General features: G+C 43.2%; 11 protein-coding genes. All 11 read right to left on the reverse strand.

What is annotated here, in order from left to right; all coding sequences use genetic code 11:
* Window positions 1-19: 19 nt before the first annotated feature.
* Complete coding sequence (locus HHA41_RS04780; RefSeq protein ID WP_168460750.1) at window positions 20-610, reverse strand: LemA family protein; 591 nt, start codon at window positions 608-610, stop codon at window positions 20-22.
* 290 nt (window positions 611-900) lie between these two features.
* Window positions 901-2,322, reverse strand: coding sequence for an FAD-dependent oxidoreductase (locus HHA41_RS04785; protein ID WP_168460752.1), 1,422 nt, complete (start codon window positions 2,320-2,322; stop codon window positions 901-903).
* A 91-nt stretch (window positions 2,323-2,413) separates the two neighbouring features.
* A complete protein-coding gene (gltB, locus tag HHA41_RS04790; protein WP_171525239.1) occupies window positions 2,414-6,889 on the reverse strand; it encodes a glutamate synthase large subunit in 4,476 nt (1,491 codons plus the stop codon).
* Window positions 6,890-7,480: 591 nt separating this feature from the next.
* Window positions 7,481-8,335, reverse strand: coding sequence for a hypothetical protein (locus HHA41_RS04795; RefSeq protein WP_168460756.1), 855 nt, complete (start codon window positions 8,333-8,335; stop codon window positions 7,481-7,483).
* 9 nt (window positions 8,336-8,344) lie between these two features.
* On the reverse strand, window positions 8,345-9,424 hold the full coding sequence (gene aroB, locus HHA41_RS04800) for a 3-dehydroquinate synthase (protein WP_168460758.1): 1,080 nt from the start codon (window positions 9,422-9,424) through the stop codon (window positions 8,345-8,347).
* Between the two features lie 19 nt (window positions 9,425-9,443).
* On the reverse strand, window positions 9,444-9,986 hold the full coding sequence (gene aroK, locus HHA41_RS04805; protein WP_096901281.1) for a shikimate kinase AroK: 543 nt from the start codon (window positions 9,984-9,986) through the stop codon (window positions 9,444-9,446).
* 37 nt (window positions 9,987-10,023) lie between these two features.
* Window positions 10,024-12,165, reverse strand: a complete 2,142-nt coding sequence (locus HHA41_RS04810) for a type IV pilus secretin PilQ family protein (RefSeq protein WP_168460760.1) — start codon at window positions 12,163-12,165, stop codon at window positions 10,024-10,026.
* A gap of 60 nt (window positions 12,166-12,225) precedes the next feature.
* On the reverse strand, window positions 12,226-12,750 hold the full coding sequence (locus tag HHA41_RS04815; RefSeq protein WP_104852650.1) for a pilus assembly protein PilP: 525 nt from the start codon (window positions 12,748-12,750) through the stop codon (window positions 12,226-12,228).
* Complete coding sequence (locus HHA41_RS04820) at window positions 12,750-13,460, reverse strand: type 4a pilus biogenesis protein PilO (RefSeq protein ID WP_104852651.1); 711 nt, start codon at window positions 13,458-13,460, stop codon at window positions 12,750-12,752. Before HHA41_RS04820 ends, HHA41_RS04815 begins: the two co-directional genes overlap by 1 nt.
* Complete coding sequence (locus HHA41_RS04825; protein ID WP_104852652.1) at window positions 13,457-14,092, reverse strand: PilN domain-containing protein; 636 nt, start codon at window positions 14,090-14,092, stop codon at window positions 13,457-13,459. Before HHA41_RS04825 ends, HHA41_RS04820 begins: the two co-directional genes overlap by 4 nt.
* Window positions 14,092-15,150, reverse strand: coding sequence for a pilus assembly protein PilM (locus HHA41_RS04830; RefSeq protein ID WP_168418910.1), 1,059 nt, complete (start codon window positions 15,148-15,150; stop codon window positions 14,092-14,094). The genes HHA41_RS04825 and HHA41_RS04830 overlap by 1 nt, the downstream gene beginning before the upstream one ends.
* Window positions 15,151-15,179: the final 29 nt, after the last annotated feature.

Consider the following 15,179-nt stretch of genomic DNA (forward strand, 5'->3'; position numbering starts at 1 on the left):
CAGTCATCCTCCCTATGCATTATTCAAACGAAACTTTAGGTGCGGTTTGTGCGCTTTGTTCTGCGCTAAAGTTTGGTTTGGTGTCCATGCCAATCACTTTAGCAGTCATGACTTGCGGGAACTGACGTGCATAGCTGTTAAAGTCTTGCACTGTGCTAATGTAACGATTACGCGCCACGGCAATGCGGTTTTCTGTGCCTTCAAGTTGCACTTGTAATTCTCGGAACTGTTCATTGGCTTTTAAGTCTGGGTAATTTTCAGACACAGCAATTAAACGTGACAAGGCGCTGGTCATTTGCGCCTGTGCTTCCTGATACTTCTGGAATAGTGCTGGGTCTTCAAGCACAGCTTGATCAACCTTTAAACCTGCTACATTGGCACGTGCCTGAGTGACTTCAGTCAATACTTGTTCTTCATGTTTGGCATAGCCTTTCACGACATTGACTAAGTTAGGTACGAGGTCAGCACGGCGTTGATATTGGTTTTGTACTTCTGACCAAGAAGCAGTCACGGCTTCATCTTTCACTTGTAAGGTGTTATAGCCACAGCCGCTTAATGTCAAAGTACTGGTTAAAGCCACCGCGAGCATGGTTTTTTTTGTGAAATTCATACATTAACCTCTAAATTTTCTTTGTATTTGTTTGAAATGATTTCATTCTAACGTGAAATTCTGACCTGTTTGTGTATTTTGTTTAATCGAGCGAATCAGCAAATTGTTTACATCAAACAATAACCTTGCGCAGCAGATTGAATTAATATTGATGGTACTTATCTTACGTCATATATGGTTCAAGGATGGGAATATATTCCAGAAGAAGATGAGGTGGATAAAATATCCAATAAAAAAGGCTGAATTCCTTAAAACTCAGCCCTTTTAACATCTAAGCAAAACAAACTCGTTTAGACATCTAAATAATCCAAAATGCCTTCTGCTGCCTGACGACCTTCCCAAATTGCAGTCACCACCAAATCAGAACCACGTACCATATCGCCCCCTGCAAAAATTTTCGGGTTAGATGTTTGGAATTTAAATGTTTGCTGTTCTGCTGCAACCACACGACCTGAACCATCTACCCCAATATTGGCAGTGCTAAACCAGTCTGCAGGGCTGGCACGGAAACCAAAAGCAAGTAATACTGCATCTGCAGCTAAAACTTCTTCTGAACCTGGTACAGGCTCTGGGCTGCGACGGCCACGGCTGTCTGGCTCACCCAATTGAGTTGTCACCACTTTTACACCTGTAACCTTGCCATTTTCACCGACAATTTCAATGGGTTGACGGTTAAATAAGAAATTCACCCCTTCTTCACGGGCATTGGTCACTTCACGGCGTGAACCTGGCATATTGGCTTCATCACGACGGTAGGCACAAGTAACCTCCTGCGCACCTTGACGAATAGAAGTACGGTTACAGTCCATGGCAGTATCACCACCACCCAGTACAATCACTTTCTTGCCTTCAACACTGATGTATTCTGCTGGGTCTTTTTCCCAACCTTGGCAACGGTTAACATTGGCAATCAAGAAATCCAGCGCATCATAAACGCCATCTAAATCTTCACCGGCAAAGCCACCTTTCATATACGTATAAGTGCCCATGCCCATAAATACCGCATCGTAATCTGCAAGCAGTTGCTCAATGGTGATGTCTGTCCCAATTTCAGTATTTAAACGGAATTCAACCCCCATGCCTGAGAAAATTTCACGGCGGCGTTTCATCACGTCTTTTTCCATTTTAAATTCTGGAATACCAAAAGTTAGTAAGCCACCAATTTCAGGGCGTTTGTCAAAGACGACAGGCTTTACTCCGTTACGCACCAAAATATCGGCACAGCCCAAACCTGCAGGGCCTGCGCCAATAATCGCAACTTTTTTATCGGTCCATTTCACATGTGACATGTCTGGACGCCAACCCAAAGCAAAAGCAGTGTCGTTGATGTACTTTTCAGCATTACCAATGGTCACTGCACCAAAGCCATCGTTCAAGGTACATGCACCTTCACACAAACGGTCTTGCGGACAAACACGTCCACATACTTCAGGCAAGGTATTGGTTTGATGGCACAATTCTGCCGCCTGAAAAATACGGCCTTCCGAAATCAGTTTAAGCCAGTTTGGAATGTAGTTATGCACAGGGCATTTCCATTCACAGTATGGGTTACCACAGCCCAAACAACGATGGGTCTGGTTAGCCGCTACTTCTGCAGTAAACGGTTTATAAATTTCCACAAACTCATTTTTGCGGACATCGAGATCTTTTTTCTCTGGATCTTGTCGTGCTACATCCAGAAATTGAAAGTCATTATGTAGGCGTTCTGCCATGTCTTTCTCCGTAGGTGGGCGTAGATAACTTTACTTTTACGCTGGGTATAAGTCTAAAGTTATCCACACCTGCCGAATGCTGAGTCGTGGATTATTGTGGATCTGCTTGGGTAGTTTTCAACAAAGTCTGCAAGTTGGCAGCTTTTGGTTTCACTAACCAGAATTTACGGCTATAGAAATCAAACTCATGGCGGATCTTATACGCCCACGCACTGCCTGTTTCGGCAATGTGTTCATCTAAAATACGTCCTAAGAATGCTTTATGTTCTTCCATCGCTTCCGTTGAAATACGATTCAGCTCAATCAGTTCGTGGTTGTAACGGTCAACGAAGTCATTATCTAAATCGAGTACATAAGCAAAACCACCGGTCATACCTGCACCAAAGTTATGTCCCACTTTGCCAAGTACAGTCACAATCCCGCGTGTCATGTATTCACAGCAATGGTCGCCTGCCCCTTCAATGACTGCAAACGCGCCCGAGTTGCGCACCGCAAAACGCTCACCTGCCGTACCTGCAGCAAACAATTTACCACCAGTTGCACCATAGAGGCAGGTATTACCAATAATAGCCGTATTCTGCGTTTGGAATGGCGAACCTTTTGGTGGGAAGATGGAAATACGTCCACCCGCCATGCCTTTACCAACGTAGTCATTGGCATCGCCTTCAAGTTTGATATGCAAACCACCTGCATTCCAAACACCCAAAGATTGTCCCGCAGTACCAATAAGGTTCAATTTGACAGGATGATGTTCCATGCTCAAGTTACCATAACGACGCGCAATTTCACCTGAAATACGCGCACCAATTGAACGGTCACAGTTGCTCACGTTAAAGTAATACTCGCCGCCTGTACCTGCTTCAATTGCAGGCAACATCTCTGCAATCATTTTTTCAGCCAAGATGCCTTTGTCAAATGGCGCATTGCCTTCAACCTGACAGTATTGCGCTTTGCCTTCTGCCGCAGGGTGCGATTCCAACAAAGCACTTAAATCTAAGTGCGCATGTTTTTCGGTTTCACCCGGTAAAATTTCTAGCAAGTCGGTACGACCAATCAAGTCTTTTAAGCTCGCCACACCCAATGCCGCTAACCATTCACGAGTTTCTTCAGCAATAAATGTGAAGAAGTTGATCAGCATTTGTGGTTCACCAATATAGTGTTCCTGACGCAAATGATCTTGCTGCGTTGCTACACCAGTAGCACAGTTGTTTAAGTGGCAAATACGCAAATATTTACAGCCTAAAGCAATCATTGGTGTTGAACCAAAACCGAAGCTTTCTGCACCTAAAATTGCCGCTTTCACCACATCTAAGCCAGTTTTTAAGCCACCATCGGTTTGCACACGAACTTTGCCACGCAAGTCATTCACACGTAGAGCCTGATGCGCCTCACTTAAACCCAACTCCCACGGTGAACCTGCATGGTGAATAGATGACAGTGGCGATGCTGCTGTACCGCCATCATAGCCCGAGATGGTAATGAAGTCGGCATAGGCTTTGGCTACACCTGCTGCAATAGTCCCCACACCTGGTTCAGATACCAACTTGACCGATACCATAGCTTGTGGATTGACTTGTTTTAAATCAAAAATCAATTGTGACAAGTCTTCAATCGAATAAATATCGTGGTGTGGTGGTGGTGAAATCAAAGTTACACCTGGCACAGAATAACGTAACCGTGCAATCAACCCATTCACTTTACCGCCTGGTAACTGACCACCCTCGCCTGGTTTTGCACCCTGTGCCACTTTAATCTGCAACACTTCTGCAGAGGTTAAGTAAGCAGGGGTTACCCCAAAACGTCCCGAAGCAATCTGTTTGATTTTCGAGTTACGAATCGTGCCATAACGTGCAGGATCTTCACCGCCCTCACCTGAGTTTGAACGCCCACCAATGGTATTCATGGCTATCGCAATGGCTTCATGTGCTTCTGGCGACAAAGCCCCCAAAGACATCCCCGCAGAGTCAAAACGTGGCAGGATTTGCTCAACCGACTCCACTTGATCTAAGGCAATTGAATTGTCTGTTTTCAATTTAAATAGATCACGAATAGTCGCAATTGGGCGATTGTTCACAATTTCTGCATATTCTTTAAAATCTGCATAATTACCTGAACGTACCGCTTTATGTAATGCATTGATCACATCTGGGTTAAAGGCGTGGTATTCCTTGCCAAAGACAAATTTCAGCAAACCACCCTGATCAATTGGCTTACGTGATTTCCACGCAGTATCTGCCAGTTTTTTCTGATCATTTTCAAGGTCGGCAAAGGTAGCGCCCTGAATACGGCTCGGTACACCAATAAAGCAGGTATTCACCACTTCAGCAGACAAACCAACCGCTTCAAATAATTGTCCACCGCGGTAAGAAGCTACAGTTGAAATACCCATTTTTGATAAGACTTTGAGCAAGCCTTTTTCAATGCCTTTGCGGAAATTACTTTGCGCATAGACAGGGTCGCCCAATAACTCTCCTTTGGCAATCAAGTCATTGATCACATCATAAGCTAAATATGGGTACACTGCGGTTGCACCAAAACCGAGCAATACTGCAAATTGGTGCGGATCACGGGCAAAGCCTGTTTCCACAATAATATTGGCATCGGTACGTAAACCGACTTGAATTAAGTAGTGATGCACCGCACCAGTCGCCATGACTGCATTGGCAGGCAAGTAACCTTCACGGATTTTTTTATCAGTGAGCACCAATAACGTTTTTCCATCACGCACCGCTTGCGCAGCTGCTTCACAAATACGCTGAATAGCAGCTTGCAAACCTTCACTTTCTGCATAGTTTAGGTCGATGTCGGCAATTTCATAGCCTTTACGTCCTAAAGTGCGAATCTGATGCATTTTAGAATTGGTCAGTACAGGGCTTGAAATAATCAAGCGGTCTGCATGTTCTGGACCTTGCTCAAATACGTTTTGTTCACGACCTAAACAGGTTTCCAAAGACATCACGATAGATTCACGCAATGGGTCAATCGGTGGATTGGTTACCTGTGCGAACTGCTGACGGAAATAATCCGACACATGGCGTACTTGACGTGACAATACCGCCATTGGGGTATCATCCCCCATTGAACCAACAGCTTCCTGACCACTTTCTGCAATTGGACGCAATAACTGATCACGTTCTTCAAAGGTCACCATAAACATTTTTTGTGCAGCTTTTAAGGCATCGCCTTTTAAACCGTGATCACATAAATATTCTTCAAGCTCTGGGCTACCTTGTAAACGGATTGAATTTTCACGTAACCATTCACGATAAGGACGCATTCTTTTCAGATGGTTATTCACATCCTGCGTATCTAGCACTTTACCAGTAAAGGTATCGACTACCAAAATTTGACCTGGGCCAACACGTCCTTTAGAGATCACATCTTCAGGCTCATAACCCCACACCCCAATTTCAGAGGCCAAGGTGATGTAGCCATTTTTGGTAATCACCCAACGTGCAGGACGTAAGCCATTACGGTCCAGCATACAGATTGCATGACGGCCATCCTGAATCACCAGACCCGCAGGGCCATCCCACGCTTCCATGTGCTTAGAGTTGAACTCATAGAAAGCACGTAAATCGGCATCAATGGTTTCTACGTTCTGCCATGCAGGCGGAACCAGCATACGCAATGCACGGAATAAATCCATTCCACCACCCACCAGAATTTCCAGCATGTTGTCTAAGCTAGAAGAGTCTGAACCTGTACGGTTCACAATAGGTTTCAGCTCAGTTAAACCTGGCAAAAGTGGGTTGTCAAATTTAGGCGTACGTGCCATCGCCCAGTTACGGTTTGCGGTAATGGTGTTAATTTCACCATTGTGTGCCAAATAACGGAACGGTTGCGCCAATGGCCAACGTGGTAAGGTATTAGTCGAGAAACGTTGGTGGAATACCACAATATGTGATGCCAAACGTTCATCGGCAAGGTCCGTATAGAAGTCTGCAATCGCAGCAGGCATCATCAAACCTTTATAGCTGATCACAGTTGAACATAAGGTGGTCACATAAAAATATGGATCAGCAGTTAATTGTTGCTCTGCACGACGACGTGCTAAGAATAACTTGCGATTAAACTCAACTTCTGTCACACCAATTGGGCAGTTGACAATAATTTGCTCAAAGGCAGGCAAAGATTGCATCGCAATTTCGCCCAATGCCTCATTATTGGTTGGCACCACACGCCAAGCCAAAACTTTACAGCCTTCAGCTTCAATTTCTTTAGTCAGAATATTTTTAGCATGAGTCGCCAAGGCAGGGTCTAGATTTAAAAACACTGTACCTACGGCAAAGATTTCGCTTAGGGTAATGTCACTTAAGCGTTTTGCCTCTTCACGGAAAAATTGCTTTGGCATTGCCAACAGCAAACCACAGCCATCCCCTGTTTTACCATCTGCGGCAATCCCGCCACGGTGGGTCATACAACTTAAACTATGAATAGCCGTTTTGACGAGATCATGGCTTGCATCACCCTGCATATGGGCAATTAAACCGAAACCACAGTTATCTTTAAACTCATCCGGTTGGTATAAACCTTGAGCGGGAGCTACAGTATTAGGCGATGGCATGTGCATAGCGTACCCTTCTTTTACTTGCCCAATTGGGCCAATTAAACAATCTAGTTTTGCGATTTAACTCAATTTACTTCTCTAAACATCAATCTTGTGTAAATGAAGTTTTACGCATTTGTTTAAGTCTGATTTGGCTTAAACCTCAAACGTGTCATTCATCATTTACACAACTTTTACACTTTAATGTAGCAGGCAAATTTGACAGTTTCGCACAATCATTGAATCTTTTTTGCGCCAAAATAGGGACAACAACTCAATTCACGCACCAATAAAAGCAAAAACAATGCCAACTTTAATTTTTAGTTATACACGCGCTAAACATCAGCATCATTCAAGAAAAATCGTAGTTAGTTCACATTTTTGCTATAAATTCGCACTATTTTTGTGCACTTCATTATTTTTATACACCATGCTGCGCCATTTTAGAACGTATTTTTAATTCAGGATGATCAATTTTTTAGATCAAATTGGTGCAATGGAGCCAAAATAGCTCAACTTAAAAATAAATGAAAAAGATGAGTAAAAGTGAAGCTTAAGCAGTCGCTTAATTACAATATTGGTGCGAGATGCTGAGTGGAATTTAAATTATTAATTAAAAGGGTCGTGCACTTCTTCAGATTCTGGTGCATCAGGCTGAACCTGAGCAGGGAAAGTACCGCTCTGAGATTGCTGCACATCCACCACATTACCTGCCTGATCACGACGTGTAATTGTGGTACTAGTGGTGCTATTTTGCGGTGAAGTAGGCTGGGCACTTGCTGCTGTATTTGGTGTCGCTTGCGGACGTGTCAAGACACTTTCATCTATTTTTGGTACAGCAGCAGGCCGTAAATTTACCGCATGCAATTTGGTATTTAGCCCCATCTCATCTGCCCCTAAGTCATTCACATAAGGAATATAATCTTCCCATTGCACAACAACAGGCTGAATGGTTTCAGGAAACTGGAAAGGTAAATTCGCAAGGTCTTGAGTGGCTTCACGTTTATTTTTATAGTTGCCATACAGCATCACATATTGTTCTGCCTGTCCCTCGCCACTTAAACGAATATAAAATAATTTACTGCGCTCAGACTGTTTTTTTATAAAGCTTTTAATGACATTTTCGTCACTGACTCGAAACAGCTCAATGCTACTGTTATGCTTTTGTTCCTGAATGAATTTTGTGCCGCGAAATTCAGCTTCATGCAAGCCTGAAGCTGTTAAGCGTGTAGTCAACTCCAATGGACGAACTTCTTCTTGTAAACCACCCAAATAGGTGGTTGCAGCCACTTTTTCAGGCTGAATTTGTAATTCAATTTCAGACTCAGGCTGTTTTTCAATTTCAACCAGTTCTTCACGGTCAGTCACTGCCCAGAAAATAAGGGCTGCCAATAAACACAGCACCGCACCCAGCAACCAAATCGACTGTTGAATTTTTTGCCAGTGTGTACGCAGTGCTGTCATAAGCTGCCTTTATGCTTGGTTAGCTAAAATTGCCTGTTTCATCAATTCTAAGTCAAACTCTTTGGTGATGATGGCTTGACCCAATTGCTTCATCAAGACCAAACGTAATTGACCATTCAGCACTTTTTTATCGTGTGCCATATAAGCCAAGAACTGATCCAGTGGAATCTGCGGACATACTATCGGTAAATTGGCTCGTGCAATGATATTTTTTGTACGCTGCACATCTTCTGCAGAAATCCATCCCATTCGCTGTGATAAATCAGCTGCCATCACCATCCCTGTAGCCACTGCTTCGCCATGCAACCATTCACCATAGCCTAAATATGATTCAATGGCATGCCCAAAGGTATGACCTAAATTCAGTAAAGCACGCTCGCCCTGTTCTTTTTCATCATTGGCGACAATTCGAGCCTTATGCGCACATGAGCGATAAACCGCTTCTGCCAACAACACTGGATCTCGCGCCACCAGAGCTTCCATGTGAGTTTCCAACCATGTTAAAAATTCAAGATCACCCAACAGTGCATATTTAATAACTTCAGCCAAACCTGCTGACAGTTCTCGCTCAGGTAAGGTATTCAACTGTGACATATCAGCCAACACCACTTGTGGCTGCTGAAATGCACCAATCATATTTTTGCCTAGCGGGTGATTAATCCCTGTTTTACCACCGACACTAGAATCGACCTGCGACAACAAGGTGGTTGGTACTTGAATAAAATACACGCCACGCTGGAAACTTGCCGATGCAAAACCTGCCATATCACCAATCACACCACCGCCTAAAGCCAACACGGTGCAATCACGGTTAAAGCCTGCTTCCAACAGCGCATCAAAAATAAGGGTCAAATGCTGGATATCTTTGTATTTTTCCCCATCAGGCAAAATACATGTTGCCACTTTCTTTCCAAGTGCTTCAACGGCAGTCACATAATGACTCAAATACAAGGGTGCAACTGTGGTGTTGGTGACAATCATCACTTGCTGCCCCTTAATATAAGGAGCCAATAAGTCTTTGGGTTGAAGGTCACTGCCTATGAAAATGGGATAACGGCGATCGCCGAGTTCAACATGTAAAGTTTGCATGAAAAGAGTCGCTTTCTACCTAAGATATTTGCTCAGAAACAATCGTATTTAAGATTTTTTGCGCCAAATCTCGCGCAGCACCCTGATTGGTTTCAATAATATAATGTGCTACCTCACGATACAACGGATCACGTATTGCAAGCAAATCACGTAGTCGTTGTTCGGGATTTTCGACTTGAAGTAAAGGGCGGTTTTTGTCGCGATAGGTTCGCTGGAGTTGAATTTCGACAGGAGTATAAAGATAAACAACAATGCCGCGTTGTTTTAAAAACTCACGATTAGGGGCTTGAGTTACTGCACCACCACCTGTGGCCAGCACAAGTTTATGACGCGTAGTTAACTCATCAATGACCGCTGTTTCACGACTACGAAACCCTGATTCCCCTTCTTTTTCAAAGATCCATGGAATCGTTGCACCTGTTTTACGCTCAATTTCATGATCACTGTCTAGAAATTCACGCCCTAACAATTCTGCTAAATGTCGTCCTACAGTAGTCTTGCCTGCCCCCATCGGCCCTACCAAATAGATATTTGGTAGGGTTTCAAACTCTTTGCTTAGCAAGGAGTCACCTATAAATTTTGTTTAAATTGAAAATATATTAATGATTTCTTGAAACACTGTCATTAACAATTCGCGGTGTAACAAAAATCAGCAACTCACGTTTGTTATCCGACTTGATATCTTTACGGAATAAACGTCCGATATAAGGGATATCGCCCAAGAACGGAACCTTGGTTTGTGAGTTGGCAGTTTGTTGCTCAAAAATACCACCCAAGACCACAGTTTCGCCATTATCTACCAAGACATTGGTATTGACTGCGTTCTTGTTAATAGTGAGCTGACCTGTTGGTGTTGGTGTACCTGGTGAGTCACTAGTGATATTCAATTGCATTTGCACCTTGCCATCTGGCGTAATACTTGGCGTCACGTCCAGACTTAAAGTTGCATCAATAAATTCAGTGGTCGATACAGCATTAGCGCCCCCACCCTCAGAAGATTGGTATGGAATTTGAGTACCCGATGCAACTTTGGCATTTTGCTTATCTGCAGTCAGTACTTTTGGTGTTGAAATCACTTCACCATAGCCATCGGCTTGTAATGCAGACAATTCCAAATCCAACATAAAGTCAGACAAACTGATTAAACCAAAGGCAATACGGCTGGCACCTGGACTGGTCACACCTAAATCGACATTGAGGTTTTGTGGACGTTCAATTTCATACTTCCACCCCCCCATATCATCATCTTTTTCTGGCTCACGCAAGTTCCACAGAGTGGTATCACTACCACCCACCAACAAGTGATTATTGTTAGTGATCCCTTGAGACAAGATGCCCCACTTCACACCCATCTCTTTGGTGAAATCTGTGGTTGCACGTACGATACGTGCTTCAATCATCACTTGCTTCACAGAGACATCAAGCAAATCTATCATCTGACGAATCTGATCAATTTTAGCGGAAGTATCATTAATAATTAAGGTATTGGTACGTGGATCTACAGACACTGTACCACGAGGGCTGAGCAAGCTGCCCACGCTATCGCCTAATGGGTCAGTACCTGAATTAGTATTAGAGCCACTACGTGAGTTAGAAGCATTTTTACCTTCAGTAATAAGCTTCTCAATATCTGCAGCTTTGGCATAGTTCAACTGAATATATTCAGTTTGCAGTGGTGCCAATTTAACACTTTGTGCAATCGCTTTGGCTTCTTCTTCTTCCGCCTTAATCAATTCAGACACTGGTGCAATCCAGATCACGTTACCATTACGGCGCTTGTCTAAATTTTTGGTTTTCAGAATAATGTCTAAGGCTTGATCCCAAGGCACATCTTTTAAACGTAAGGTGATATTACCTTGTACTGTATCTGCAGCCACCATATTGATGCCTGTAAAGTCTGCCAACAGCTGTAATACACGACGCACTTCGATATCTTGGAAGTCCAATGAAATCTTTTTACCTGTGTAGCTTTGTGCTGCACGTGGCTTAAACGGGTTTTTATCAACTGGGCGTTTTAAGCTGATGGTGAGCTTGTCTTCTGCCTGATAGGCCATATATTCATAGCTACCTGCAGCCTGAATGGTGATCACGCCATTGCTACCATCATTATGCGCATCAATGGTTGATACTGGGGTTGCAAAGTCATTCACATTCAGGCGACGAGCCAAATGCGCAGGGACTTTATTGCCCAAAGTACGTACGACAATTTTGCTGCCTTGTTGCTGTACATCTACAGGGGTGTTGCTACCCAATAGGTCAATTACCACCTGACCTTCACCTTCGCCACCACGTTGGAAGCCAATATTGGAAATTCCTTGTGCGCTACGTTGTGCAGTCACTGCTGCAACAGGTGTGGCTGTAGTTGAGTTGATCTTTAAAATAAAGGTATTGCCTTCAACACGTGTCGTAAACGCACCTGCATCAGCCAAGTTCACAGTTAAACGTGAACGCTGCGCATCTGAGCTGACCTCTACAGAACTGGCTTCTTTGGTCGCCACTGCAATACTGTTTTGTTTCAACGTTTGTTGTGCTTTATCAAAGTCTAGAATCAAACGCGCAGGTTGTTCCAACTGATATGCCGCTGGCTGTGGTGGTAAGCCATTGAACATGACACGAATTTCCGTGCCTTGTCCCGGAATTTGCATTGGTACAATATTGGTAATGCTCACTTGGGCATTAGCCACTTGCATCACCGCCATTGCGACTGCGCCCATTGAAAACTGACGGAACAAATTGTTCATTGTATTACCATCCCCAAAAATAAAATCTTTCACACTGTTATTCATTTTTATTCCTTTAATTTATGGCGCAGGCCCAATTAAAACCAAACTTCTTGGACGTTCTACATAACCTTCACGACCATCTGGAATAATCTCGATTAAATCAATTTGCGTTGGTGTAATGTTCACCACACGACCATGATTTACCCCCATATAACTGCCACGCTGGATACGCTCAATTTCACCATCTGGTGTTTGAATCAATGCCAAAATTTGACCATTTTGACGCATACTGCCTTTCATGGTCAGTGATTCAAGTGCGTAGTTTTCCAGCGGTTGTAACTGGCGAGCAAGGTTCGGATAAACACGCTTCCCTGCCATAATTTTAAGTTCAGCAGCCAAAGAACTTGGCATAAATGGGCTTTTCAGCTGATGCGCTGCATAGTTGAATGTTGGCGCAGGCTCAAACACGGGGGCAGGTTCAATCGGCAATGGTGGCTGATTACGGATTTCAGCCATTTGTGCATTGACTGCATCAATTCGAGAATCACAGCCTACCATTAACACAGTTGCCAGTAGAGCCAACGAAAGCTTTTCAATTTTCATTACTGTGCCCCTCCAGCAGTGTTAGCCGCAGTTTGTGTATCTGCACTACCCACGTAACGATATGTCTTCGCTTGCGCTTTATATGTCACTTGTGGAATATCTGTTTTCTTGTCTTTATTTTCAGTCGCCACAATTTCAAAATCATGCATGGTCACAATACGCGGCAATGCTGCAGTACCACTTACAAATGAACCAAAAGCGTGATAGTCACCTGTTGCTTCAATCGAAATTGGCTGCTCAATAAAGAACTCTTGTTTAATTTCATTCTCTAAGCGAATGTTTTTAAACTTCAAGCCTGAATTAACACCTGTTACGTTGATGTCTTCAACTAAGCCTGGAATTTCAGTTTCTTTCGGCAATTGCTCAAGCTGCTGGTTAAAGTTAGCTTCCATTTCTTGTAATTGCGCTTGATATTGCTGCAAATTACGCAATTTAGAATCTTTTTCACGGAACTCGTTTAATAAATTCTGTTCTTGTGCATGCGCTGCAGCAATGGCATCTAACTTCGGCTTAATTACAACAAAGTAACCTAGTGCCGCAATTAAGAAAATAATGAAAATCCAGCAGGTAATTTTGACCGAAAGTGGCCAACCACCATAGTTATTTGGATCAAGGGTATTAAACTGCTGAAAAAACTTCTCAACGGTCATTTTCTTTTTCGGAGCAACAGCAGCTTCCTGATTTACTTCATCAAATTCATCGAGACTCATTGTGCTGCCCCCGCTGCTGATGTTGAATTAGGATCTGTAGCGGTCACTGGAATTGCGATTTCTTCTAAATCAGAAGTCACCACAAATGTGCCATAACTTTCCTCAACACGAGGAACTACAGAACTTGGTGCTTTATCTTTATTTTCTTCTTTGGCTAAGAATGAATTCATAAATGCATTGCGATACCACGGCGATGCTTCCAAATTACGTAAAAATTCTGCAACCGTATTTGGACTTTCTGCCTTGCCTTCAAAGGTAAATTTATTGCCAGTACGCGTCACTTTGGTCAAATACATATTGCTTGGTGTCACACGCACGAGCTCATCCACCAAACGTACCGCAATTGGACGTTGGCTTTGTAAGCCCTGAATCAGCTTCATACGCTCTACAATTGCATTACGCTGTTCTTGTAAGCCTTCCAAAGATTTTAGTTGTACATCTAGGTTTTGGTTGGTACTGATAACCAATTGATTGGCTTGTTCTTGATCTGCCAATTTTGCATTGTAGAAAAACCACGCCAATGCGACAGCCAACACCCCTACAGCAGCTGCTGCAATACAAAATACAATAAATTCTTTTTTACGTTTTTCTCTTAGCTCATCGCGCCAAGGGAGTAAGTTAATCTTTGCCATTAATCAAAACTCCTCATTGCTAAACCACATGCCACCATCAAGGATGGTGCATCACTTTCAATTCTTTTAATGTCGATTTGTGGAGAGAAGCCCATTTGCAAGAATGGATTGGCAATGGTCACACGGTAGCCCAGTTTTTGCTGCAATAATTTCGCAAGACCTGGAATATTGGCATTCCCCCCTGCCAATAAAATGTGATCAATTTCGTTAAATTGTGAAGATGAAAAGAAGAACTGCAATGAACGTGCGGCTTGTTGTACCACAGCCTCCAAGAACGGTTCTAACACCTCAACGTCGTAATCATCTGGCAAGGTACGGCTCTTTTTGGCACGTCCCGCTTCTTCATACGATAAACCATAACGGTTTTGAATTTCTTGAGTCAGCTGTTTGCCGCCAAAGGTTTGCTCACGGGTGTAAATAATTTTGTTATTTTGCAGAACCGACAATGTGGTCATGGTGTGACCAATGTCTAGAATACCAATTGTGTTCACACCCATAGGCAGGGTATCGGAGAACACTTTAAAGGCATTTTCAATTGCAAAACTTTCAACATCAGCAATTTTGGCGGTCAATCCACCTAAATCCAATGCTTCAACTCGTGCTTCCACGTTTTCTAAACGGGTGGCCACCAGTAACACATTGACACGGTTTGGATTGGCTAAGCGATCTGGTAAAACTTCAAAATCCAGACTGACTTCGTCTAATGGGAATGGAATATATTGCTCGGCGTCCATACGAATTTGAACTTCACGCTCATCGCTGGTCATATCTGCATCCATTTCAATGATTTTAGTAATTACCATTGATGTTGGAATTGCTAAGGCTGCAGATGTAGATTGCGTGTTTGCTAAGTTCAATGCACGTTCAAGCGCATCCCCGACTGCTTCTGGATTGAGAATGTTTTTTTCGACCACACTGCCTTCTGGAAGAGGGACCAGCGCATAGCTTTCGACCCAATATCTCCCATTCTTAACAGAGAGTTCTAATAACTTAACAGAAGTAGAACTAATATCTACACCTATTAACCCCTTACTTGGCTTACGATATAACCTACGCACAATAGTACCATTCCTATTATTTTTTTATC

It is taken from the genome of Acinetobacter sp. A1, from assembly GCF_012371315.1.
Classification (GTDB): domain Bacteria; phylum Pseudomonadota; class Gammaproteobacteria; order Pseudomonadales; family Moraxellaceae; genus Acinetobacter.

What these genes read in the sequence shown, in the direction of transcription:
- HHA41_RS04780 (WP_168460750.1), bottom strand. Translation starts at nt 610, where the DNA reads ATGAATTTCACAAAAAAAACCATGCTCGCGGTGGCTTTAACCAGTACT.
- HHA41_RS04785 (WP_168460752.1), bottom strand. Translation starts at nt 2,322, where the DNA reads ATGGCAGAACGCCTACATAATGACTTTCAATTTCTGGATGTAGCACGA.
- gltB (WP_171525239.1), bottom strand. Translation starts at nt 6,889, where the DNA reads ATGCCATCGCCTAATACTGTAGCTCCCGCTCAAGGTTTATACCAACCG.
- HHA41_RS04795 (WP_168460756.1), bottom strand. Translation starts at nt 8,335, where the DNA reads ATGACAGCACTGCGTACACACTGGCAAAAAATTCAACAGTCGATTTGG.
- aroB (WP_168460758.1), bottom strand. Translation starts at nt 9,424, where the DNA reads ATGCAAACTTTACATGTTGAACTCGGCGATCGCCGTTATCCCATTTTC.
- HHA41_RS04810 (WP_168460760.1), bottom strand. Translation starts at nt 12,165, where the DNA reads ATGAACAATTTGTTCCGTCAGTTTTCAATGGGCGCAGTCGCAATGGCG.
- HHA41_RS04815 (WP_104852650.1), bottom strand. Translation starts at nt 12,750, where the DNA reads ATGAAAATTGAAAAGCTTTCGTTGGCTCTACTGGCAACTGTGTTAATG.
- HHA41_RS04820 (WP_104852651.1), bottom strand. Translation starts at nt 13,460, where the DNA reads ATGAGTCTCGATGAATTTGATGAAGTAAATCAGGAAGCTGCTGTTGCT.
- HHA41_RS04825 (WP_104852652.1), bottom strand. Translation starts at nt 14,092, where the DNA reads ATGGCAAAGATTAACTTACTCCCTTGGCGCGATGAGCTAAGAGAAAAA.